Raw genomic sequence first — 22,061 nt, 5'->3', positions numbered from 1 at the left:
GTGTTGCGCGGGTGAAACACCCTCTCGAGACACCTCAACGATCCGAACGCAGCAGTGCCTCGACACCGCCCTCCATCGACAGCACCCCCGAGCGGTTTCGCCCCGAATGCTTGGCTTGATACAGCGCCGCATCCGCACGTTCGATAAACACTTCCATGCTGTCCCGCCCCGTCGGCACAAACGAATAACACCCCAGACTGACCGTCACGAAGCCCGAGGGTGAACCGCTGTGGATGATGTTCTTGTCCATGACGCTGCGGCGGATCTGCTCGGCAATCACCATCGCGCCGTGAATGTCCGTGTCGGGCAGCAATACCGCAAATTCCTCACCGCCGTAGCGCACTGCCAAATCGGCTTTTCGATGGCAGCACCCCTTCACCGCCAGCGCCACTTCAGCCAGGCAATGGTCCCCCGCCACGTGGCCGTAAGCGTCGTTGTAGCGTTTGAAGTAATCGATATCGAGCATGATCAGGCTCAGCGAACTCGACTGCCGGGCACCTCGGCCGAACTCGATGTCCAGCGCCCCCTCGAACAGCCGGCGATTGCCCAGGCCGGTCAGGCTGTCGTGGGTCGCGATCAGCTTCAGCGCTTCCTTTGCCTTGCGCAAATCCGCCTCGATCTGTTCGCCGACACGCACCTGATAAAGGAACACCCAACCGAACAACCCCACGCCCAGCACCACCAGGGCAACGATGACTGTGGAGCGAAATGCCGTGTCGTACCAATCCTTGAGAATCGATTCCCTGGACGAGGCGGCAGACACGACCAGCGGATAAGTGTCGAGCTGACGGTAGCCATACAACCGCACGACACCATCGACCAGTGAGCTGAACATTGCGTTACCGGAGGGTGCGTTGGGCAGCAATTTCTCGAAGATCTCGCTCTTGGCCAGTGATGTGCCAATCAGCGATTCCACAAACGGCCGTCGCGCCAGCAGCGTTCCGTCGGTCAAGCCCAAAAACATCGAACCGTTGTCATCAATGCTGAAGCTTTTGAAGAACTGATCGAAGTACGCCATCTTGATGCCGGCCAACAAGACGCCCTGGAAATTGCCATTCTTGTCGTTCACCCGTTTGGATATCGGGATGATCCATTCGCCATTTTCCCGACTGCGAATCGCCGGCCCGATGTGCGCCAGGGAGGAGACGTTCTGCTGGTGGAATTTGAAGTACTCGCGATCCGACACACCCGGGCCACGTGGCAGGTTTTCGAAGGAGCTAACGATCCACTGCCCCTTCTGGTCGAACAGAAATATCCCGTGCAATTGATTCAGCGCCTGCACCCGCCGGGCGAACGTTTTCTGCAAGCGTGCCTTTTGGGGGGCGCCGAAACCGTCAGCCTGAATCCAGTCGGCCAGACTGGTCAGCACCAGATCGGCTTGCATGAAGGTGTCTTCGGCCTGCTGCGCCATGGCCCGCGTCAGGTTTGATGACGCCACTTTCGCCAATGCCAGGTCATGCCGGCGCGACTGCTCCAGTTGCAGGTAAAGCAAACCGCACAGGCTCAGGCACACGACCGCAATAAACAGTACCGCTGCTTTGCGCAGAGGTAACCGTTTCAACGTGACGCCGGTGGCGTTGTGCGGATCGTGAAGAGGGATAGACAAAAGCGCGTCCTGTAAGGGTAAGGCATGGGTAACACCCCAAAACCCTTATTTTTTGTGAGCTTAGTCTACGGGGGGGTATGGGGCAAATGTCCTTTGGCTAGTCGCCGCATCGCGCTGTGCAAATGCGCCCGAGCACTTTCTGCATCCCCCAGGCGCATTTGCTCATAGGCCCGCTGAGCAATCTCATGGGGCACCGGCTTGAGTTCACGCTGGGTCGCCATCGCCATCAACTGCACCTGGGCGGCACGCTCAAGGTAATACAGATCGTCCCAGGCTTCGGCGATGGTTGGCCCGGCGACGATCACCCCGTGGTTCTTCAAAAACAGAATGTCGGCATCGCCCATGACGCTGGCAATCCGGTCGCCTTCAGACTCGTCGAGCGCCAGACCGTTGTAGTCCTCGTCCACCGCCGTACGGCCGTAGAATTTCAAGGCCGTTTGCCCCAGCCACAACAGCGGCGGACCTTGCAGCAGGCACAACGCCGTGGCGTGAGGCATATGCGTGTGAAACGCCACTTTCACCCTCGGCAGCTGTTTGTGCAGTCGCGCGTGGATATAGAACGCGGTCGCTTCCGGCAGCCCTTCGCCCACCACGACGTTGCCGTGAAAATCGCAGACCAGCAGGTTGTCAGCGGTGACTTCTTCGAACGCGTAGCCGTAGGGGTTCACGAAAAACAGATCATCCCGACCCGGCACCATGGCGGAAAAATGGTTACAGATGCCCTCCTCCAAACCGTGCAGCGCCGCCAATTGAAAGCACGCCGCCAATTCCGTGCGAGCGGCGATGGCGGCCTCCGAATCGAGATTCAGATCGGCGTAACGCGAGGGACGGGAACTGCCTGCAAGGGTGTGGGCCATGACGACTCCGTGTTTACCAGCCAAGGGATGTGAACAAGGGCACGACCTGGTCCAGCGTGCTTAATATCGCATCGGGTTGATAGTCCGGCAGCAACTGCCGACCCGTGCTGCGGTCAATCCAGACGCAGCGAAAGTGCATGTCGCGGGCGGCGGTATGGTCCAGCATCGGGCTGGCGCAGATGTGCACCACCTGATCACGACTGACGCCGAGCTGTTCATGAGCGTAGTCAAATAACCGCGGATCCGGCTTATAAGCACCGGCCTGCTGAGCGGTGATGACCCGGTCGATATGCCCACCGAGCTGCGCAACGTTCCCGGCAATGATGTCGTCATCGGTGTTGGACACGATGCATAACTTGAACCCCATCGCCTTAAGCCGCGCGAGCGTCTCGACCACTTCGGGGAACGGCGGCATCCGCGGGATCGCCCCGGCCAGCCGCTGACTGTCTTCGGGCGCGCTCGCCAGCCCCAACTCCTCCAGAGCGAGGTGCAAGCCCTGCGCGCTCAACTGGCGAAACGAGCGATGCGGCGGGATCTGCTCCAGTCGGTGTTCATGCCGGTCGTACACCTCAATCAGGCGATCGACATCAACGGCGTGGTCGCCCTTGTCGCGCAAAATATCGGCGACCACGGTCTTCAAGCCTTCATCCCACTGAATCAGCGTGCCGTAGCAATCGAAGGTCAGCCACTCGGGGCGCGGGGTGTTTTTGAGTGTCATGTTCGTGTCCTCTGAAAGGTGATCTTCAGACTACGAGCCATTAGTGATAGTGTGAAATTAAATTAATATCTACTTGTCAGTGGCAAATCGAATATCAAGGAAGCCGCCATGCTCGACCTCGAATTGCTCAAGACCTTCGTCTGCGTGGTCGACGAAGGCAGCTTTACCCGCGCCGCCGAGCGTGTGCATCGGACCCAATCCACGGTGAGCCAACAGATTCGTAAACTCGAAGAACTGGTCGGGCATTCGCTGTTGCTGCGTGATCGGACCGGGCAGAACGTCAGTGTCACCGAGCATGGCGAACTGCTGATTCACTATGCCCGGCGCTTGCTGGCGTTGTCCTCTGAAGCGGTTGAAGCGTTGGCCAGCGACCTCGATCTGGAAATTTTGCGCATTGGTGTACCGGAGGATTTCGACGCTCGGCGCCTGGCGGTCATTCTCGCCGGCTTCAACCGGGCCAGACCTGAAGCGCGCCTGGAAACCATCAGTGGCATGAGCACCGATCTCAAACAGAAACTGAGCGCGGGCACCGTAGACATTGCGCTGATCAAGCGCGAACCGGACAGCGGGCCGTGCTGGGCAGCCTGGCCGGAAGTGTTGGTGTGGGTCAAAGGTGCAGGCGTGGATTCAGCCAACGGGGTATTGCCATTGGCGCTGTTCCCGCAGGGCTGCATTTACCGCCAACGGGCCATCCGCCTGCTGGATGTGGCTCAGCGTCCCTGGCGGGTTGCGTTTGGCAGTCATAGCCTGACAGGCATTCAAGCCGCGGTGGCTTCAGGTCTGGGCGTGTCGGTGCTGCCCGCTTCGGCGGTATTGCCTGAGCACAGCGTGTGCACCGACCTGCCCGAACTGCCGCCGACGGAGTTGGCGTTGATCAGCCGCGAGGGAGCGCTGACCGGGTTGCAGCGGGCTTTGGTGGAGTTTTTGCGCGAGGAACTGGGCCAGACATAATCACCAGGCAAAAAAATGGGCGCCTCGAGGGCGCCCATTTCAATAAGGCACGAACAACCTTTAGATCAATTTGTCGATCTCATCCAGCGTCACCCGGGGAATGAGTTCACCCGGAATCCTTGAGGAACTGGACAAGTTGTAGACCTGAAAATCTTCATCCACGACGTACTTCGACAAGATCTCGAACGACGGCAGGATTCTCGTATAAAAATGCTGATCGAGCATGCAGGGTGAGGCGAACGCATCACCCCCTTCGTAAAAACGGTTTATAGATTGATTCAAGTCGACGCCGACCAAAAACACCTTGGTAAACCCCACGTGATAGGCAATCTGTAACGCCAGATAAGCCACCGTACGGGCATCAAAAAAACCGCGTTTAAGATTCTTGCTGAAACCAAGGGTTCTATTGCGGCCATTTCCGAGTTTGCGATTTCTGACGAGTTCTTTATCCGCCCTGAAAACCAGGTCCGTCCAGGAGAGCTTGGGTGCTCGGCCGAGTAAATACAGTTCGCCCTCAGGCGCTACCGTCGTATGCCAGATGTGCTCTTGCCACAGTGCAACCCGCTGACTAATACGCATGGCCTGTGAAAACAGTTCGGGTTGCTGTTGGGAAAAGCCTTGATCCGTACAGGCATAAAAGAACGGCTTGATACCTGTCCTGGAGAACATGGAGATGGCACCATTCATCGTGATCATCGGAACGTCTGCAAACCTTTCCTGCGGAAAATCTTTAGCGGACGCCCCCGAGGCAATGATAAACACAGCACCTTTTTGGATGTTGCGGCACTCATCGAGGTCATGCGCATGAAGCATACCGGTGATGAGTGACGAGTTTTTTTGCGCAACATCCATCTTCAATTTCCTATCCCTTGATATTGAGCGGTGGCTATTTTGCATTGTGATAGTTTTCAACGGGTGAGCCAACAACTTGGCTTCACCACCCTCGGAATCTGCGACGGAGCGCAAAGGTTGACGAAGAGCGCTTGCATCGAAGGTGCATCAATAACCCGCAAGTCCCGCTTCCTTAACGGCCATTGCCGGTTTTGCCCCGCCGCCACAGCGGAAGTTCCTGCTCGTCGCACATCCTGAACGGGCAGTTCCGAAGGCAGATTCAACCCCCGAAGTACTGCGGAATCGTACCCGTAGACATCGGGTTTAAACATCACTCGACCATCATTGCTCAGGTCCACCGTCCAGTAAGCCAACAGCACCGGCACCTTGACGGGAAGTCTGATGTTTTCGGTCTTGCCGTTCGCCAACTGGGCCTGTATCCCGGCACTGCTCCAACGAACCGGGTCGTTGAACAGTAGCTCTACTAACTGCAGTGGCTTCTCCACTCGTATGCAGCCTGAACTGGTGGCACGGCGTGATTGCGCAAACAACTCGCGATGCGGCGTGTCGTGGAGGTAAATCGAATAGTCATTGGGAAACCGAATGACCACCTGCCCCAGCGAATTATCCGGCCCGGCATCCTGTCGCAGCGTGATACCGCGCGCGTTATCCCAGTCGACGGTCGACGGATCGAGCACATTCCCCTCTCGATCAAGCGCTCTTATACGGTTGGCGGCAAGGTAGCCAGGATCTCGTTGAATCTTCGGCAACATGTCTTTGACGAGGATCGTCGGTGGCACGGTCCAGGTGGGGTTGAACGTCACGTAAGTAATCTCGGATTGAAACACCGGCGTACTGCGGAACGGCTTACCGACCTGAACCCGGGAACGCCATATCGCCTTACCGTCGCGATAAAGCGCCACCTTGTAACCCGCAATATCAACGATGACAAAAGTGCCCTGAAGTTTGTACAGCAACCAACGCGCGCGCTCCATGTTCACCCGAACCTGGTCTATCCGCGCCTCTACGGGCACATTCAACGCAGCCAGTGTCGCGGCCCCCGCCACGCCATCCGCCCCCAGGTATTGCTCGGTCTGATACTTTTTCACCGCCGCGGTGACGTTGTCGTCGTAATCAGTGCGTTGCTTCTTTGATGGGGCCAGATACCCCCCCACCACTAACCGTGCTCGCAACTGCGCGACAGAGGCGTCATCCATGCCTGGCTTGAGCGCTTGGCCTTCGGCTATCTTCGGCCAGCCGCCAGCGTCCCGAACCTTGCGCAGTTGCGCCAGGCCCACGCGCAGGCTGCGGTAAACCGCCTCTTGTGGTGGCGCTTCGGCGAAAGCGCGCGCCACGTCATGAGCATCGAGCGCAACGAACAAGTTATTCATGTCTCCACGAGGATCGGCACCGACAGGGTCGAAATTCCAATGGATGTCCAGACGTGAAGGGTCAACCTTGCCGCGCCGCAACTGCAGCAGCGCCGTGATAAAGGTGCGGGTGGCCGCGATATCGAACGCCGCCCGTTGCGCCACCGTCGGCTCTGCTGCCTGCATCGATGCTCTGGCCTTCGTCAACTCATCAATATGAAAGTCCGCAGGGTCCAACCCATCGGCCTGGGTCTCGCTCAGGCTTTTCAATAACTGAATGACATCGCTGTCGTTCGCCCAGGCCGAGCGATAACTCCGATGCATGTAAAAATCCATGACCACGCGACCCGGATCCACCCGTTGATGCCCACGGGAAGTGAGCAAGGGTGGAAACGATGAACTCAAGGGCTCAAGTGCCGCCTGAATCGTTTGAGCGACGTAATCGTCAGGTGCTGCGCCATTTCTGCTAATGACTGGAGATGCCGCCTCAATCGGCGAAGTTTCAGCATTCGCTGCGCCGCTGATCAGAAAGCCCATAAAAAAGATGCGGCTTATGACGAATAACCTTGTTAACTGCCCCATGGATAATCCTTAATCGCCCCGGATTCAACGGCTAGCATCCTGCACACTGCTAGACTCGAAACATTAATGTGAGACTTACAAATGGCGCTAGACCGCTTTGGTTTCCTATTCACGGCCCTGCTGCTGACGTCAGTTTCGGTACCGGCAGCCTACGCCGATTCGCTTGCAGCCGCGCTGCTCAAAGCAGCACCGGGCGCCAACGCCAAAGTCATCGGACTGGCCGTACGCGCTACCCAGTGCAGCTTGGCCCAAGGTAAAGCACCTGTCCAAAGACTTGCTGTTATCGACTACTCACTGCCTTCGACCGAACAACGGTTGTGGGTGTTCGATCTGAAGAAACGTAAATTACTGTTCCACGAACTGGTCGCCCACGGTCGCAACAGCGGCGAGAACATGGCGGTCAAGTTCTCCAACCAGAATGAAAGCTTTGCCACCAGCCTCGGTTTGTACCGCACCCAGTCGAGCTATGTCGGCCAGAACGGTTATTCCTTGCGCATGGAAGGTCTGGAGCCGGGTTTCAACGACAACGCATTTGAACGGGCGATCGTTATTCACGGGGCGCCCTATGTCAGTCCGGTTCTTGCCCGAACCAATGGCCGGATTGGTAGAAGCCTGGGCTGTCCGGCTGTGCGGCCGGCGATTGCGCATAAGTTGATTGATTCGATGAAGGATGGGCAGTTGTTGTTTTCTTATTATCCGGATCAACGCTGGTTGAAGTCGTCTTCGTATATCAATTGCGGTGGCGGCACTGTGGCTGATGCGTCCAGGCCCAATAAAAGCTCTTGACCCCGGAACAGAAAGCAAGTGTACGCATAGCACTGGCTGAGGCGTTTGTAGACAATCCGGTCGACTACGCCTACATCGCCGAGCAAATTCGGCCATACGACTTAGAAGCCGTGAAAGACATCCTTTACGCAGAAGTCGCACCGGTCTGTTTCTGGAACCTGGAAGTGGCCGTCCCACCCATCTGGACGGGTTTCAAGGATGACTGGCTACTGAGTGAAATCGAAAAAACATTGAACGCACGAGCGTCGAGTCCGGTTCGTCGCACCTTCGCGAAAGTGAAAATCGCTTGGCTGCGCTACAGCTACGGATATGTCTGGAAGGAAATTCGGGAGTATTTATAAGCTTCTGGTGTTATCCATCGCCCCCACCCATTCCCCCACTGAGTCTCAAGGATGAAAAAACTGATCGCTGTTATCGCGCTGATCTTGTTGGGCATGCTGAGTCTCGGTTACTACAACGCCCTTGAAGACGCCGACGTCGAAACAATCCCCTTCATCAAGAAACACCCAACCCTGCAAATCAAGTTCTACAACATCCACGCCAATGACGGCGACACTCGAAAAGTGGAACGCCTGACGGAAGAGCAACGCGCGTGGATTATCGACTACTGCAAATACCGGTTGGGAATCGAAACCGATTTGAAAACCCAGGATGATGTTGAGCGGTGCAGTAAAAAGTAAGTCCCTCACCCCCCACTCCATCATGGAAGCCGGATAACAATGAACAACCTAAAAAGCACAATGATGCTCGGTGGCCTGCTCGCTCTATCGTTTGGCGCTCAAGCCGAGCAATCGCATTTGGACAGCGTCATCCAACAGGGCCAACTGCGCGTGTGCACAACAGGCGACTACAAACCCTATACCGTCAAAGCCGAGGACGGCGAATACTCGGGCATCGACATCGCCATGGCCCGCTCGCTGGCCGACAGCCTGGGCGTCAAGGTCGAGTGGGTGCAGACCACATGGAAAACCCTGATGCCCGACATGCTCGCGGGCAAATGCGACATCGGCGTCGGCGGCATCTCCGTCACGCTGGAGCGCCAGAAAAAGGCCTTCTTCAGCACCACGCTGGACGTCGACGGCAAAATCCCGCTGGTGCGCTGCGAAGATCAGGCGCTGTACCAGACCGTTGAGCAAATCAACCAGCCTTCGGTTCGTTTGGTCGAACCGGCCGGCGGCACCAACGAAGCCTTTGTTCACGCCTTTCTACCCAACGCGCAATTGCGCCTTCACGACAACGTGACCATCTTCCAGGAGCTGCTGGACAAGAAGGCTGACGTGATGATCACCGATGCTTCGGAAGCGCTGTATCAGCAGAAACTCAAACCCGGTCTGTGCGCGGTGAACCCGAAGCAATTCATGCAGTACGGCGAAAAGGCTTACTTGCTGCCGCGTGATGACATGACTTGGAAGTTGTACGTCGATCAGTGGTTGCACTTGGCCAAAGTCACGGGCAACTACCAAAAAGTTCTGGGCCAATGGATAGCGACACCCGAGCCCAAATAACCGCACGTACACCATCCATGTAGCAGTTGGCGAAGCCTGCGTCCGACTGCGCAGCAGTCGCCAACCCAAAGCACACGACACATCAGGCATAACGCAAAACGGCGGAAACACTTCCGCCGTTAATCGTCGTGCAACAACCCCGAACTGTACTCGCCGAAGCTGTTGCCGAGCGCACTGCCATGGAAATTCATCTTATTGGGGTTGTTGGTAGGCCCCGGACCAAAACCGGCAGACGGCAGGGTGGCTTCCGAATATTCGCTATGGGTGCTTGCACCCGAACAGGCGCTCAACAGCAACGCACCACCGATCAGTACGACTTTTAAGAGATTCGAGATCATTTTTCAGTTCCCTGTGGGTTCGAAGCGCGGTGACCTTAGGTCGTCATCCTATGCCGCAAGACCAACAGGAATTATGAAACTTTGCTGGGCGACAGCGTTGGTTCAGGTACTGATTGCTTGAGGCAAAAAAGGGGGCTCCCCAGACAAACTGTTAAAAGAGTAACGTCCTACACGACTCTGGGAATTGTCCGTACACTTGTCCATTGCTGCGCTTTTGTCACGAGGCCTATAGTCCACCCAACGCCAAAATGGCGTGTCGGGTTTGGCGACTCGATGGCAATTGAACTGAAACCTTCGAGCATTTTCGGAGCGTTTCGGAACGCACTTAGCTGCCTGTTTTATGGTGGCTGTGCGCGGGAGACCTTAGGGTCTGCCGGTTTCTCCATTGCCCGGTTCGCCAACCCGCGTACGGCTACCACCCATTCGTTTGGCGACGATTGAGTAGTAGTTCTTCTCGAATTAATGGAGCGTCACATGAAAGAATTTATGGCTTTAACCAGCAACGCCGACGACCTTCCCTCGCTGTATGTAAACACCACCCAACCGCTGCACTCACTGCTAAGCACCGCACGCTACCGAATTGGTGCGGTAACGCAGATTCTGGAGAACCTCGCAATGCGCGGCGACATCACCACGGATTCGGTGATACTCAGCGACTTTGCAATGCTTTGCTGCATACCCTTGCGCGATGGCTGCGATGTTCTAGATGTCGTTGCGCGACGTATGGATGCTGAATCGTCCTGACGTCATAACGAGGCGCCCTCCTCGGACGCCTCGTTGACCCATCTATCTCGTTCCTCGACTTCCTCCACACGCCGCCGTGAAGAACCGCTGCAAGACTCGTCTAAGCCCCCACACCCGCCCCGCTCTCCCAAAAAACCAGGACAGATTTATTTACTCGTAGCGATCCAGTCGATTCCCTCTTATGCCGTTGTTCAGATGCCCTGACAACGGCAGCAAGACTCGCCTAAGCCCCACAACCCCAATCCTGATAAACTCCCCACCTCCCAGCCTCACCCATCTCAGAACCGCCAATGCCCCCAATCACCGCCACACCCGCCTCGCTCTCCCGCCGTTTCTCCGTCGCCCCGATGATGGATTGGACCGATCGCCATTGCCGTTTTTTCCTGCGCCTACTCTCCAAGCACGCCCTCCTCTACACCGAAATGGTCACCACCGGGGCGCTGCTCAACGGCGATCACGACCGTTTCCTGCGTCACAACGAAGCCGAACACCCGCTCGCGCTGCAACTCGGCGGCAGTGTGCCGCTGGACCTGGCGATGTGCGCGCGCATGGCGCAGGAGCATGGTTACGACGAGGTGAATCTGAATGTTGGCTGCCCGAGTGATCGGGTGCAGAACAATATGATCGGTGCCTGCCTGATGGGGCATCCGCAGTTGGTGGCGGATTGTGTGAAGGCGATGCGCGATGCGGTGTCGATTCCGGTGACGGTGAAGCATCGCATCGGGATTAATGGGCGGGACAGTTACGATGAGTTGTGTGATTTCGTCGGCACGGTTCGGGATGCCGGGTGCACGAGCTTTACGGTGCATGCGCGGATTGCGATTCTGGAGGGGTTGTCGCCGAAGGAGAACCGCGACATTCCGCCCCTGCGTTATGACGTGGCGGCGCGGTTGAAGACGGATTTTCCGGAGCTGGAGATTATTCTCAACGGCGGGATCAAGACGCTGGAAGCCTGTCACGAACATTTGCAGACGTTCGACGGCGTGATGCTGGGCCGTGAGGCTTATCACAATCCTTATGTGATGGCTGAGGTGGATCAGCAACTGTTCGGCAGCACCGCGCCGGTGATCAGCCGGGCCGAGGCGCTGGCGCAGTTGCGGCCTTATATAGCGGCGCATATTGATGCGGGCGGCTCGATGCACCACATCACTCGGCATGTGCTGGGGCTGGGCACCGGGTTTCCGGGGGCGCGCAAGTTTCGGCAGTTGTTGTCGGTGGATATTCACAAGGCTAAAGAGCCTTTGGTATTGCTGGATCAGGCGGCGGAGTTGCTTGAGGGGCGTTAACGGTCGCTTGGGTTGAACCTGTGGTCTGATTTGGCATCGTATTTACCGATACCGCGCCCCGCCTTTCAAACAGCCGTTTTCCGGATGTTGCCGCTGGGGCCCTCGATACGTACACGCACCCTTGAGTGGCTGTCAGCGCTCGGGTAATGTCATTAGACCCATAGGACAGAGCACGCCCATGACTTCCAAGCTGGAACAACTCAAACAAATGACCACCGTGGTTGCCGACACCGGCGACTTCGAAGCTATCGCTCGCGTTAAACCCGTGGACGCTACCACCAACCCTTCCCTGCTGCTCAAAGCGGCGGCCATTCCCGCTTATGCCGAGTTGCTGAACGCTTGCGTCAGCGACTGCAAGGGCGATGTGGGCCTGGCCAGCGACCGTTTTGGCGTTGCGGTAGGGCAAGAAATTCTGAAAGTGATCCCTGGCCGTATTTCCACCGAAGTGGATGCGCGCCTGTCGTTCGACACTGACGCCGTATTGAAGCGTGCGCACCGTCTGATCGAGCTGTACGACAAGGCCGGCATTGGCCGTGACCGCGTGCTGATCAAGATCGCTTCCACTTGGGAAGGCATCCGCGCTGCCGAAATTCTGGAAAAAGAAGGCATTCAGACCAACCTGACGTTGCTGTTCTCGTTCGCTCAGGCTGCGGCGTGTGCTGACGCCGGGGTATTCCTGATTTCGCCGTTCGTGGGTCGCATCTACGACTGGTACAAGAAGGCCAACGGCAACGACTACACCGGCGCTGATGATCCGGGCGTGCAGTCGGTGACACGCATCTACAACTACTACAAGGCCAATGACTACAAGACTGTGGTCATGGGCGCAAGCTTCCGTAACCTGAATCAGATCGAGCAGTTGGCCGGTTGCGACCGTCTGACCATCAGCCCGGATTTGATCGATAAGCTGGCGGCGGACACTGGCAAGCTGGAGCGCAAATTGGCGCCGGGTCATGCCGGTGAAGCGCGTTTGAGCTTGAATGAAGCGCAGTTCCGTTGGTTGTCCAACGAGGACGCGATGGCGACCGAGAAACTGGCTGAAGGTATTCGTCAGTTCGCTCGCGACCAGGAAAAACTCGAAGCATTGCTGCAAGCCAAGCTCTGATCCAGTAAGAGCAAACGCAAAAAAGGGCGAACCCTCACAGGTTCGCCCTTTTTTGTGCGCGGTCGCTTATGGAATCAGTGACGCTCGAGGGCGTTCACCAGATCATGAAACGCTTCACGATTGGAGTCGTTCAAGCCCATGAGGATCTTGTGTGCTTCGAGCACTTTGATCCGCACCACTTCTTCGGACTGATCCTGGTCCGGCAGGTCGGTCAGGCACTCAGGGCACGGGATCGGGCGGTCAACGATGTTGAACACTTGCTCGAAGCCCATGGACTGCAGCAGACGGGTGATGTCTTCGTGGGTGGTGACGACGGTCGGCAGCAAGCCGACCTTTTGCCGCGACAGGATCGACAGCTTGGCCAAAAGGCCAAGGGTGGTGCTGTCGATGCTGCGGGTTTCGGTCAGGTCGATCACGATTGCGTTGAAGTTCAACGCCGTGAAGATCCGCTCAATAGTCGCATCCAACGCCGAACACAGGGTCAGGCGAACTTCACCGACGAACTTCAGGACGAAGGTGCCATCCTGCTCGGCGAACTGGATTCTACCGGTACTCATTAAAGATTCCTGCTCAACACCAACAGGGCGATATCATCCGGCATCTCCCCTAGCGTGGCCAATCCAAAAACCTGCCGCAGACCATCCAGGCTGCCGCCCGCTGCCTTGACCCTTTGGGGCAAAGCCGCTTCTTTTTCTTTGAGTGTAGGTTCTGGCAAAAGGTCCAGAATGCCATCGGACATCAGCGTCAGGCTGAACGTCGGCGGCAGCTCCAATACGTGGTCTTCGTAGGTGGCTTCATTGAAGAGGCCCACCGGCAGACCACGCCCTTCCAGATAACGAACACTGTCTGGCGTGTACAACACAGGCAACGGCAAATGACCACCGATGCTATAGGTCAACAAACCTGTCTCCTCGTCGATGACTCCACCGACCATTGTGACGTGTTTACCCAGCTTACAACTGATCAGGCCTCGGTTGATATGACCAAGGACCTCTGAAGGCTTGAATTCCGGCAATGTACCGCTGCGCTTGGATTCGAACAGCAAGCGCGTGGTCATGAACTTCAGCAGCACGGTAACGAAGGCTGAAGAGGCGCCATGACCGGAAACGTCCGCCAGGTAGAAGGCTACCCGACGCTCGTCGACCCGAAAGTAGTCGACGAAATCACCCGACAGGTACAGCGACGGGATGATCTGGTGAGCAAACTGGAACTCGTCGATGGTCCAGGGGCTGACCGGCAGCATGTTCATCTGCACCTGGCGACCGGCGTTCTGGTCTTCCTGGAGCAGGTTCAGGCTGGCGGCGAGCTCGCGGTTGGCCTTTTCCAGCTTCTCGCGGTAGCGCTGGTTTTCCAGCAGCAGGCGCGCACGATCCAGGGCCCGGCGCACAGAGTGCTCGAGCACAGCCAGATCTTCGAGAGGCTTGATCAGGTAGTCCGCCGCGCCCAGGCGCAGGGCCTCGACCGCGTCGTTCATCACGCCGGCGCCCGAAACCACGATCACCGGGGTTTGTGGCGACAGCTCGGTGACCTGGCGAATGAGTTCGAGTCCGCCCATCTGCGGCATGCGCAGATCGCAGATGACCAAGTCGGGCTTGTCTTGCTCGAATACCTGAAGACCCTGCTGGCCATTGCTGGCCTGCAGGACACTGAAACCACTGTCTTCCAAGTAGGCCGCGAGGCTCGCGCGCACTACTTCGTCATCATCGATTATCAGCAGCGTGGCACTGGTTTTTGGCATGTGGGCAAACGGCGCCAGAATTAGGTTGGCGTAGCAGGCAGGGGCTTTGTCCCGGCTCTCACTACTGGATTCGCTTTCTAGCCTCTCTACTGCACTGTTTTCGAGCGTTTGCCCTACACACAGGTACACCAGAGGTGCCCTTCTAAGGCGCAGACGGTACTCCCATCCGCGGGGCGTTTCAAGCTCACGCCGATGGTCGCTTGACGTCTTTCGATTTCAAATCACCGGGAGTTATAAGAACAGGCAAAACCGAAACGTAATGGAAGGTTCAAACCCATGAATCAAACCGGTCCCGGAAGCCAAACGAAAGAAGGCGGCCAACCGGCCGCCCTCTTCGTTTTTACCGGTCGAGATCAAAAATCGTCTTCGACCTGGCCGTCTTTAACTTTGAATTCGCGGTTCTGCAAGTAAGCATTGCGGATGAAGATGTACTTGTCGCCGCTGATCAGCTTCTCACTCGATAGCAGACTGGCGCGGGTGTCGACGATGTTCAGGCCGAAGATCGAGTTACGCACAGGCACGTCGTTGATGTACCGATACGGACCGGTGTAGCCGTCGACATACTTGGACGGCGCGTCACGCAGAGTGCTTGGACCCAGAAGCGGCAGCATCACGTACGGGCCGCTGCCTACGCCCCAGTAGCCGAGGGTCTGGCCGAAGTCTTCGTCATTGCGTTGCAGGCCCATCTTGGTGCCCACATCGAAGAAACCCAGCAGGCCGAAGGTGGTGTTGAAGATCAAGCGTGCGGTGTCGACGCCAGCGGCGGCCGGTTTGGCCTGCAAGATATCGTTGGCGAGGTTGGTGACATCACCGACGTTGCGGAAGATGTTGTGGATGCCGTCTTCAAGGAACTGCGGCGTCACGAACTGATAGCCCTGGGCCAAAGGCTTCAGCGCATAGGTGTCGAGCACATCGTTGAACTTGTAGATCGGGCGGTTGATGCTTTCCCAAGGATCGTCTTCCGAGGCTGCCTGGGCAACGAACGGAACCAGCAATACGCTGGCAAATACACAAAACTGAGCTAGATGATTGCTCCAGCGCATAGAAAAACTCCTTGGATTGTACTGGCGTGGGCGCTTGGCCCAAGCGTTAAGCGGGCTAGTATAAGACGGAAAAGCCGCTTAAGGCAGCACCGTGCGAGGCAGCCTACGGATCATTCGTGATGATTGTGAGCGATTCACATCAGTGTCACTCAACTGTCACCGTCGCCCCCTAGCCTTGAGGCTATTTCAGGGACGTTGATATGCCGCACGCCGAAACCTTGCCCCACATTGCGCCCAGCCTGACCGCCGTCCTGTTCGGCCTCAGTGGTTGCCTGGTGGATTTCGGTGCCCGCACACGCGCACACGGCATCTCCTCTGCCATACACGCCGAGGCCACGCCCGGCGCGCTGGATAGCCTGCGCAGCTTGCAACATCAGCAGATTCCCTGTGCCTGGCTCGATGAACTCCCCCCTGCCCTCAGCCATTCCCTGGCCGCTGCCTTGCCTTCATGGATCAAACCCTCGCAACACCGCGAAACAAACAATCCATGGCCGGCACCGCATGCCTGTTGGCAAGCCCTAATGACGTTGAATGTCGAACGACTGGAGGGTTGCGTGCTGGTCAGCGGCGAACCGCGATTGCTGCAAGCGGGGCTCAATGCCGGATTGTGGACGATTGGGCTGGCGTCCTGCGGCTCACTCTGCGGCCTGGCACCCAACGACTGGCAGGCGCTGACTCAGCAGGAGCGGGAATTCAAACGCGGCAAGGCAACGGTGCAACTGTTCGGTCTGGGCGTGCATTCGGTGATCGATCACCTCGGTGAACTCGACACCTGCCTGGCCGACATCAGCCTGCGTCGGCTCAAGGGCGAAAAGCCCTGATCGAGATCATGCAGGTTGCGCGCGAGTGGATTAATCTAAAGGTCAAGCCATAGACCTTTGGCGTGCTGCTGCGGTCTATGCCAGTGCCTATCGATAAAAGGAAGAACGCCATGCCTGCCCGCGAACTGCAACAACAGCTCAATACTCTGCGCGAGCAATTGGAACAGAATCCACCGCTGACCGAAGCCGAGCGCGAAGACCTGCACGCGCTGATGCAACAGATCGAACTGGAACTTGAGCTCGAAACCAAAACCAAGGACTCCAGCCTCTCCGACAATGTGAACCTGGCCGTCGAGCGCTTCGAAATCGAACACCCAACCCTGGCCGGCACCTTGCGCAACATCGTGCAAGCCCTGGCCAATATGGGGATCTGAACCCATCAGATACAAAAAAGCCCCGCTAGTGATTTATTCCCCCCACTTTGGAATACATAATTTGGGGCTTTTCAGGTTTTTGCTACACGAATACCCCTCTCCGAGGGGTATTTTTTTGCTCTGCGAATGTGAAAGCCATACCGTGATCTAGCATGGTATGTAGACGCCGTTCAATCCGATGTAACCCACGCGCACCATGGAAAACTGGATAGCAGCCTAGTCACGCGACACACAAACGTTGAGCAGAACTTAGCCTCAACCTCGTTGGTCGCAATGTCCGTCCTGCCCATTTCCATCGTCGCTAGCGCTTGCATTAGATTGCTTCGCATCTCACGACCTCATTGATTGGAGCAATGACATGCCTACCGGATACTACCTGGCGTGCCTCGAAACCTACCGCTATGTCTGGATCGGCTCGCTTGGCGACACAACGTCCGCAGTTGGTGTCGACACCGATCTCGTATCTAGCTTCTGCTTGGTTCATCGCGGCAAGTCGCTAGTTGTGGTCAGCGAGACGCACCAGGTCATTGGAGAAGGTCAAGAATGGGAGATTTGACAAGTACATTGCGCAGATAGGTCAGATCTCATGTTTGTGACAGTCAAGGCGCGCGTCTATACAGATGCCACAGGTGTCTACACAGAACTTCCAGTGCTGCTGACGCCCGCTGGAGTGTTGGAACCGTTGCTCGACTATTACCTTTATCGCAGCCACGACCGCAGCCTGACGTGGATGACGAAAGTGGCTCGCTCAGTTCGGATGTTCCTTGAGTATCTACAAATAAATCCCGAAGAACGCGATACCTTTCGACTTTTTCAGAATTTCGCTCAACGCCTCTACACTGGGACATTCAACCGCGAGACAGGCCTCGACCCGAGCGAACTATGCTGGGTTCAGAGAACTCCTCAAGACGCTTCGCACATTATCACCCACCTGACTGACTTCTTCGACTGGCTCGGCGAGATGCGCCCCGAGGCTGCAAAGGTGAACCCACGCTATACGATTGGCGCCTTCGACCGACAGGCTGAAGAAGCAGCTTACCAGTACCGACGTAGTAAGGCTTTCCTTGGCCACACCTGGGCGGCAAACACCTCCCACGTCGAGACCGGACACCGTGTGCGAGGCCGGCGCCTGCCCAAGGTAGAGAAGCCCGAACCACCGGCTTTCCCGGAGGAGCGCTTTGAGGAGCTGCTATATAAGGGATTCTGCGTTGGTGGACGATACGACTATCGCGGGATGCTCATCACCTTGTTGCTGCACGGCGCGGGCTTTCGCGAGTCGGAGCCTCTTCATCTCTATATTCCTGACGTGATCCCTGAGCCCGCAAACAAGAGCAAGGCGAAGGTCCTCATCCACCATCCGAGTTACGGTGCAGCACCTGGGGATTGGCGCGATGAGCGAGGACGATCACGTAACGGTAATCGAGCGGAATACCTTGCCCATCAGTTCGGCCTCACGCCCCGTACTGAGCTAATGAACAGCCGTCACGCCGGCTGGAAAGGTGGCACACACGATGGCCCCTACTACAAGCAGGCATATTGGTTCTTGCCTGAGTTTGGCGAGTGGTTCCTGAACCTTTGGTACCGATACCTGGCACAGGTGGTGCACGTCGAGCGCGACCATCCCTTCGCCTTCATAAACCTTAGCCGCGAGCCCGTCGGTGCAATGTACACGCTCACCCAGTACAACAAGGCACACGCCGCCGCCTGCGAGCGTATTGGTCTCACAGTAGGCAAGGCTCTGGGCACGACGCCGCACGGCCACCGTCACGCCTATGGCCGCCGGCTGAGCAAAGCCGGCATCGACAAAGCGCTCATCCGCCGCTTCATGCATCACGCCTCGCTGGAAAGCCAGGAGGTATACACGCAGGCAAACACGCGTGAGGCTCTTGCATCACTGGAAATAGCTGCGCAGCTACTACGGAACAAATACGCTGGGACATTCTATACATCTGACTTATCGTTGCCCGGTATGGGACACAACGACTGAGGGACTCTCATGGCTGCCAGAACCAAAATGATGCCAAAGCCCTCCAGCATTCCGACCGCAAAGGTAGTAGGAGTTACACGTGAAACGGACACGGCGCTTGGGTGGGTCGAACGCGAATACCCGGAACTGACCGTTTGGCGCATCTTAGCTGTTGACTGGCTAAAGGGTGAGATGACTGACGTAAGCGCCAAACTTAGCGGGTTGGTAGCCTTCCTAGAACGTTTTCTTATCCAACAGAATCTTCCGCTCGATCCGGCGGTAATTCTAGCGAGAGAGTCAGTTTTGCCTGACTTCTACCGGATGACGTGCCCCGACTCGGAAAGAGGTGTTAGGTACAACAACTATATTCACGCGTTTCTAAACTTCGTTCTGCTGCGGAATTTCAGTGAACTTGGGCACAACGATCAACCGGTAGTCTTAACCGGCTTCCACAATCCTGTGTCCCGCCTCTCATTCGCTGGTCTACGCAAACTAGACGAAAGTGTGCATTCACCGTTGCCCTACGGCTACATCGAGGAACTGCGGCAAATACTTGCCGCAGGGCCGCATTTTCGTGACTGGCATTGGGCCCAAGGTGGACTCAGCGAAGTAGCTGGTCTGTGCGGGCCCGGTGGGCCTGCCTGGTTCGAGGTAATCGAGGAGCAAATTGATCGGAGCGACCCGGATTGCGTATGGCGTGAGCGTTCGGCAAAGAATGGGAGTCGCTTAGAAATGTGGAGCCCGGTTCGCTGGGTAGCACTGCTGGTCAAGCTTATCTTGCCGCTCCGCACCTTCCAGATCCGTATGCTCGACTCGGGCGAAGCTGATACTCGGCGCTACGCAAGGGAAACTTGGGAGCCAAACAAGGGCCGACTCGCCCAGGGCAGTGAACGTAGACCAATTCAACAAGGTGTGTTCCGTTACCCCAGCCAGCTCGCCGATAGCGAAGGAGTTCCGGTTGTACTGTATATCAACACCAATAAGACCGCCGATATAGCCAAGCACGGTCCCGACAAAGGCTATTTACTTCCGTGGGCATTCGGTGGATCAGTGCATCAGGATGTGTACTACTGGCTTGAAAAGATGCGCAATTGGCAAGAAAAGTACAACCCCATCTCGCAGCGTACTTCTTGGACTCAGCTAGATGGCCGTCACATCAAAGCCAAGAGCGCACTGCAATTGGCCGGTTATTCTGATGCTTGCTTTCTGTTCCGTCTGGCGGAATCGCGGGCGAGCGAACGCCATCTTCCATTGACCTTAGATTCGTTAGAGAAACCTTGGTTTAACTTGCTTGAGGCGCTCGAACTGCGGCTAATCGAGCGTGGAGAAACCCACTGCAAAGGGCAGCCGATACGATTTCTCCCTCCCCTAGAAGAGCGAAAGTTATCCTCGAAGAAAACTCTTTTTCCTTTGCATAGCCTGCGAGTTTCACTCATCACCGCGCTCGCCCTGGAGGGGCTGGTGCCGTTCCCCATCCTACAAAAACTCGTAGGCCACAGCCGCTTACTGATGACGTTGTATTACACCAAGCCTGGCGCGACGTATATCAACGACGTGTTACTCAAGGCAGTAGAACGACTGGAAGCGAACAAAGAAGCGAGCATTCAAAACTTTCTTCTGGACACCGAATATGGCGAACTCTTAAATAAAACCATCTGCAACAGCGTTTCCAGTATTGCCGCAGCTATCCCCCAGCATCCGGCCGCGCGGAACGCAGTCGGCTGGATGCCAATGCACCACGGGCTTTGCTTGGTAGGCGGCAACACCAGCGAAATCGAAGAAAATGACTCGGTGGGCGGCTGTTACAACGGTGGCCCTCAAATCGGCTCACTTTGCTCGAAAAAACATGGCCCCGTGCCAGGCGGGAGCAGAAATTGCGTACGTTGCCGCTGGTTCGTAACTGAACCGCACCACCTGCCTGCACTGGCTGCCCACTTCAATACACTCGCCTACCACTTTGACGAGGCGCGTAACATTTGTATTGCCCACGAAAAAACGCTGCAGGACCTGAAAAAACAACGAGCTGACGCCGAGGAAGAAAACCAACCGTTTGCGCGGATCGACACATACCGGCAGGCAGAACGAATGTGGGAAAAAAGCATGAAGCGTTTCAGCGACCTTGCCGAGGACTTGGTAGCCTGCTGGCGCCTCATCGAACGATGTAAGGACGCCCTTAATGCACCATCTAGCGATGGTACGCAATTGGTTGCCGCTGGCACGTTGGGTGATGCGAATATTGTCTTTGAAGAGACGGAATCGGAGTTGCTCCAGCTAGCGGGCGTATGCGAAAGCGTAGAGGTCTACCCCGACCTAGAGCCGGGTAAAGCAATATTCCGTCGCAGCCAATTGCTCGACGCGACCCTTTATCGCGAGGATCTTTCTCCCCTGTTCATGCTGTTAAGTGAACAGGAGCAACTTCTCGCCGGCAATGCTTTCATGCGCCACCTTGCGCAGAAAATGAACCCTGAAAATCCCGCACTTGGTCAACGCCAAGTCATTCATTTGATTGATGCGGGCGTGAGCCTCAGTCACCACTTCGATATTGACCTGTCTACTCTACTACCGACGAAAAAAGGCGTTCAGGCGGCTTTTTCCGTGCACCAAGTCCTCGCGGGAGATGAAACATGAATGGCAAAACGGACATCCACCCGGACGCGATCTTGGAAGTTTTACTCGCTAAGGGCGGGCGATCAAACCGGCGCGCCAACCTAGTTAAGATGCACGAACTTTGCCGCAAGCAGTATGAGACCAGCTCTCGAGACTTCTTGCTGCCAGCCATCGGCCGTCTGGCAGAAGCGGATGGCATCATAAAGGGCCGAGCGCTCTACAATGCTCAGTCTGCTGACTACCGAGTGCTCATCGAAGCCTGGGCCGCCTACGCGGGACCGCCCGCGCCCAAACCGGCAAAGATTCTCGCGAGCCACGAATATCTGATGCGTATTGAAGATCCAGCCATTCGCTCCATCATGCAAGCCATTATTGCCGAGCGAGATAAGCTCAAGGCACAGCTCAACGTCCTGAAGGCCAACACGCAAGTTACGGTGGATCGGCGTCCACTGGGGGCAACTATTGCGAGTGCGCCTGGAGCGCAGGTTGCAGTGCTCGCCCTTGCTGCGCAACTGACCCCATCTGAGTACGAAGCCTTGCTGAAGGCGATATCGCCCGAACACTTGGAAACATGCGGTCTGCGGGAAGGTAGCCACGGCGAAATTGTCAATGAGCGCGGACGGACGTTGTTCGACGTGGGTTTTGCTCGAGCGATTCGGAAGATACTGGGCAATTGAACCAGGATCCAAATTTAGGTCTGCAACAGATAAGGTCAACGGCAGTCAGGCTGGTGCTACCAAAAAAAAAGGGGATATTATATGGCCAAGACTCCACTAGATGATTTTATTGAGTTCATTGAACAAAAACATGGTGAAGAGATAATAAGGCGCTGA

The 22,061-nt window shown here is 56.5% G+C and carries 23 protein-coding genes; 14 read left to right on the top strand and 9 right to left on the bottom strand.

The genetic code is table 11. The annotated features are described in order from the left end of the window. Positions 1 to 34 precede the first annotated feature (34 nt). The 3 genes from QFW87_RS10260 to QFW87_RS10250 form a co-directional block, all read right to left on the bottom strand. The gene (locus tag QFW87_RS10260; protein WP_283190426.1) at positions 35 to 1,606 is read right to left on the bottom strand and encodes a diguanylate cyclase; all 1,572 of its coding nucleotides are present in this window, start codon (positions 1,604 to 1,606) and stop codon (positions 35 to 37) included. A gap of 65 nt (positions 1,607 to 1,671) precedes the next feature. After that, positions 1,672 to 2,463: an aldolase gene (locus tag QFW87_RS10255; RefSeq protein WP_283183819.1), complete on the bottom strand. Its 792-nt coding sequence runs from the start codon at positions 2,461 to 2,463 to the stop codon at positions 1,672 to 1,674. Positions 2,464 to 2,476: 13 nt separating this feature from the next. Continuing rightward, entirely contained in the window at positions 2,477 to 3,181 is a 705-nt protein-coding gene (locus QFW87_RS10250; RefSeq protein WP_283183818.1) for a haloacid dehalogenase type II, read from the bottom strand. A 108-nt stretch (positions 3,182 to 3,289) separates the two neighbouring features. Between QFW87_RS10250 and QFW87_RS10245 the strand changes: the two genes are divergently transcribed. Next, a complete protein-coding gene (locus QFW87_RS10245; RefSeq protein WP_283183817.1) occupies positions 3,290 to 4,132 on the top strand; it encodes a LysR family transcriptional regulator in 843 nt (280 codons plus the stop codon). A 60-nt stretch (positions 4,133 to 4,192) separates the two neighbouring features. On the opposite strand, the gene QFW87_RS10240 is transcribed toward QFW87_RS10245, so the two are convergent. After that, positions 4,193 to 4,984, bottom strand: a complete 792-nt coding sequence (locus QFW87_RS10240; protein ID WP_283183816.1) for a lipopolysaccharide biosynthesis protein — start codon at positions 4,982 to 4,984, stop codon at positions 4,193 to 4,195. 56 nt (positions 4,985 to 5,040) lie between these two features. Beyond that, positions 5,041 to 6,915, bottom strand: coding sequence for a L,D-transpeptidase family protein (locus QFW87_RS10235; RefSeq protein WP_283190425.1), 1,875 nt, complete (start codon positions 6,913 to 6,915; stop codon positions 5,041 to 5,043). A gap of 81 nt (positions 6,916 to 6,996) precedes the next feature. Between QFW87_RS10235 and QFW87_RS10230 the strand changes: the two genes are divergently transcribed. Genes QFW87_RS10230 through QFW87_RS10215 form a run of 4 tightly spaced genes read left to right on the top strand, consistent with a single transcriptional unit; the run spans position 6,997 to position 9,206 of the window. After that, on the top strand, positions 6,997 to 7,701 hold the full coding sequence (locus QFW87_RS10230; protein ID WP_283183814.1) for a murein L,D-transpeptidase catalytic domain family protein: 705 nt from the start codon (positions 6,997 to 6,999) through the stop codon (positions 7,699 to 7,701). Continuing rightward, a complete protein-coding gene (locus tag QFW87_RS10225) occupies positions 7,698 to 8,042 on the top strand; it encodes a hypothetical protein (RefSeq protein ID WP_283183813.1) in 345 nt (114 codons plus the stop codon). Before QFW87_RS10230 ends, QFW87_RS10225 begins: the two co-directional genes overlap by 4 nt. A 51-nt stretch (positions 8,043 to 8,093) precedes the next feature. Beyond that, entirely contained in the window at positions 8,094 to 8,381 is a 288-nt protein-coding gene (locus QFW87_RS10220) for a hypothetical protein (protein ID WP_283183812.1), read from the top strand. Positions 8,382 to 8,420: 39 nt separating this feature from the next. Further along, positions 8,421 to 9,206 (top strand): transporter substrate-binding domain-containing protein, encoded by a 786-nt coding sequence (locus QFW87_RS10215; protein ID WP_283183811.1) that lies wholly within the window; start codon positions 8,421 to 8,423, stop codon positions 9,204 to 9,206. A 119-nt stretch (positions 9,207 to 9,325) separates the two neighbouring features. Here the strand turns inward: QFW87_RS10215 and QFW87_RS10210 are convergent, their stop codons facing one another. Beyond that, the gene (locus QFW87_RS10210; protein ID WP_283183810.1) at positions 9,326 to 9,544 is read right to left on the bottom strand and encodes a hypothetical protein; all 219 of its coding nucleotides are present in this window, start codon (positions 9,542 to 9,544) and stop codon (positions 9,326 to 9,328) included. Positions 9,545 to 10,018: 474 nt separating this feature from the next. On the opposite strand from QFW87_RS10210, the gene QFW87_RS10205 reads away from it, so the two are divergent. The 3 genes from QFW87_RS10205 to tal all read left to right on the top strand — a co-directional run bounded on the left by QFW87_RS10205 (position 10,019) and on the right by tal (position 12,679). Then, complete coding sequence (locus QFW87_RS10205; RefSeq protein WP_283183809.1) at positions 10,019 to 10,288, top strand: short-chain dehydrogenase; 270 nt, start codon at positions 10,019 to 10,021, stop codon at positions 10,286 to 10,288. A 290-nt stretch (positions 10,289 to 10,578) separates the two neighbouring features. Next, positions 10,579 to 11,574, top strand: coding sequence for a tRNA dihydrouridine(20/20a) synthase DusA (gene dusA, locus QFW87_RS10200; protein ID WP_283183808.1), 996 nt, complete (start codon positions 10,579 to 10,581; stop codon positions 11,572 to 11,574). A gap of 178 nt (positions 11,575 to 11,752) precedes the next feature. Continuing rightward, on the top strand, positions 11,753 to 12,679 hold the full coding sequence (gene tal, locus QFW87_RS10195; protein ID WP_283190424.1) for a transaldolase: 927 nt from the start codon (positions 11,753 to 11,755) through the stop codon (positions 12,677 to 12,679). 74 nt (positions 12,680 to 12,753) lie between these two features. Here tal and rssC read toward each other — a convergent pair whose 3' ends face one another. From rssC to QFW87_RS10180, 3 genes are all read right to left on the bottom strand, one after another. Continuing rightward, positions 12,754 to 13,236 carry an anti-sigma factor antagonist RssC gene (gene rssC, locus QFW87_RS10190; RefSeq protein ID WP_007935262.1) on the bottom strand — a complete coding sequence of 161 codons (483 nt, stop codon included), beginning with the start codon at positions 13,234 to 13,236 and terminating at the stop codon, positions 12,754 to 12,756. Beyond that, positions 13,236 to 14,417 carry a two-component system response regulator RssB gene (gene rssB / locus QFW87_RS10185; protein WP_010456296.1) on the bottom strand — a complete coding sequence of 394 codons (1,182 nt, stop codon included), beginning with the start codon at positions 14,415 to 14,417 and terminating at the stop codon, positions 13,236 to 13,238. Before rssB ends, rssC begins: the two co-directional genes overlap by 1 nt. A 353-nt stretch (positions 14,418 to 14,770) precedes the next feature. Next, positions 14,771 to 15,460, bottom strand: coding sequence for a VacJ family lipoprotein (locus QFW87_RS10180; protein WP_283190423.1), 690 nt, complete (start codon positions 15,458 to 15,460; stop codon positions 14,771 to 14,773). Between the two features lie 200 nt (positions 15,461 to 15,660). Here QFW87_RS10180 and QFW87_RS10175 point away from each other — a divergent pair, with 200 nt between their 5' ends. The 6 genes from QFW87_RS10175 to gmtX all read left to right on the top strand — a co-directional run bounded on the left by QFW87_RS10175 (position 15,661) and on the right by gmtX (position 21,905). Then, positions 15,661 to 16,281, top strand: coding sequence for an HAD family phosphatase (locus QFW87_RS10175; RefSeq protein ID WP_283190422.1), 621 nt, complete (start codon positions 15,661 to 15,663; stop codon positions 16,279 to 16,281). Positions 16,282 to 16,391: 110 nt separating this feature from the next. Further along, complete coding sequence (locus tag QFW87_RS10170) at positions 16,392 to 16,655, top strand: DUF4404 family protein (protein ID WP_283183804.1); 264 nt, start codon at positions 16,392 to 16,394, stop codon at positions 16,653 to 16,655. A gap of 358 nt (positions 16,656 to 17,013) precedes the next feature. Next, complete coding sequence (locus QFW87_RS10165) at positions 17,014 to 17,211, top strand: hypothetical protein (protein WP_283190421.1); 198 nt, start codon at positions 17,014 to 17,016, stop codon at positions 17,209 to 17,211. 30 nt (positions 17,212 to 17,241) lie between these two features. Further along, positions 17,242 to 18,642, top strand: coding sequence for a gamma-mobile-trio recombinase GmtY (gene gmtY, locus QFW87_RS10160; protein ID WP_283190420.1), 1,401 nt, complete (start codon positions 17,242 to 17,244; stop codon positions 18,640 to 18,642). A 9-nt stretch (positions 18,643 to 18,651) separates the two neighbouring features. Then, positions 18,652 to 21,249, top strand: coding sequence for a VPA1269 family protein (locus QFW87_RS10155; protein WP_283190419.1), 2,598 nt, complete (start codon positions 18,652 to 18,654; stop codon positions 21,247 to 21,249). After that, positions 21,246 to 21,905 (top strand): gamma-mobile-trio protein GmtX, encoded by a 660-nt coding sequence (gmtX, locus tag QFW87_RS10150; RefSeq protein WP_283190418.1) that lies wholly within the window; start codon positions 21,246 to 21,248, stop codon positions 21,903 to 21,905. The genes QFW87_RS10155 and gmtX overlap by 4 nt, the downstream gene beginning before the upstream one ends. Positions 21,906 to 22,061 lie beyond the last annotated feature (156 nt).

Origin of the sequence: Pseudomonas sp. PMCC200344 (genome assembly GCF_030053095.1) — a bacterium.
In the GTDB taxonomy this organism is placed as follows: Bacteria; Pseudomonadota; Gammaproteobacteria; order Pseudomonadales; family Pseudomonadaceae; genus Aquipseudomonas; species Aquipseudomonas svalbardensis.
Note: the sequence above shows the minus strand (reverse complement) of the source record. Positions and strands in the feature narration are given on the sequence as shown.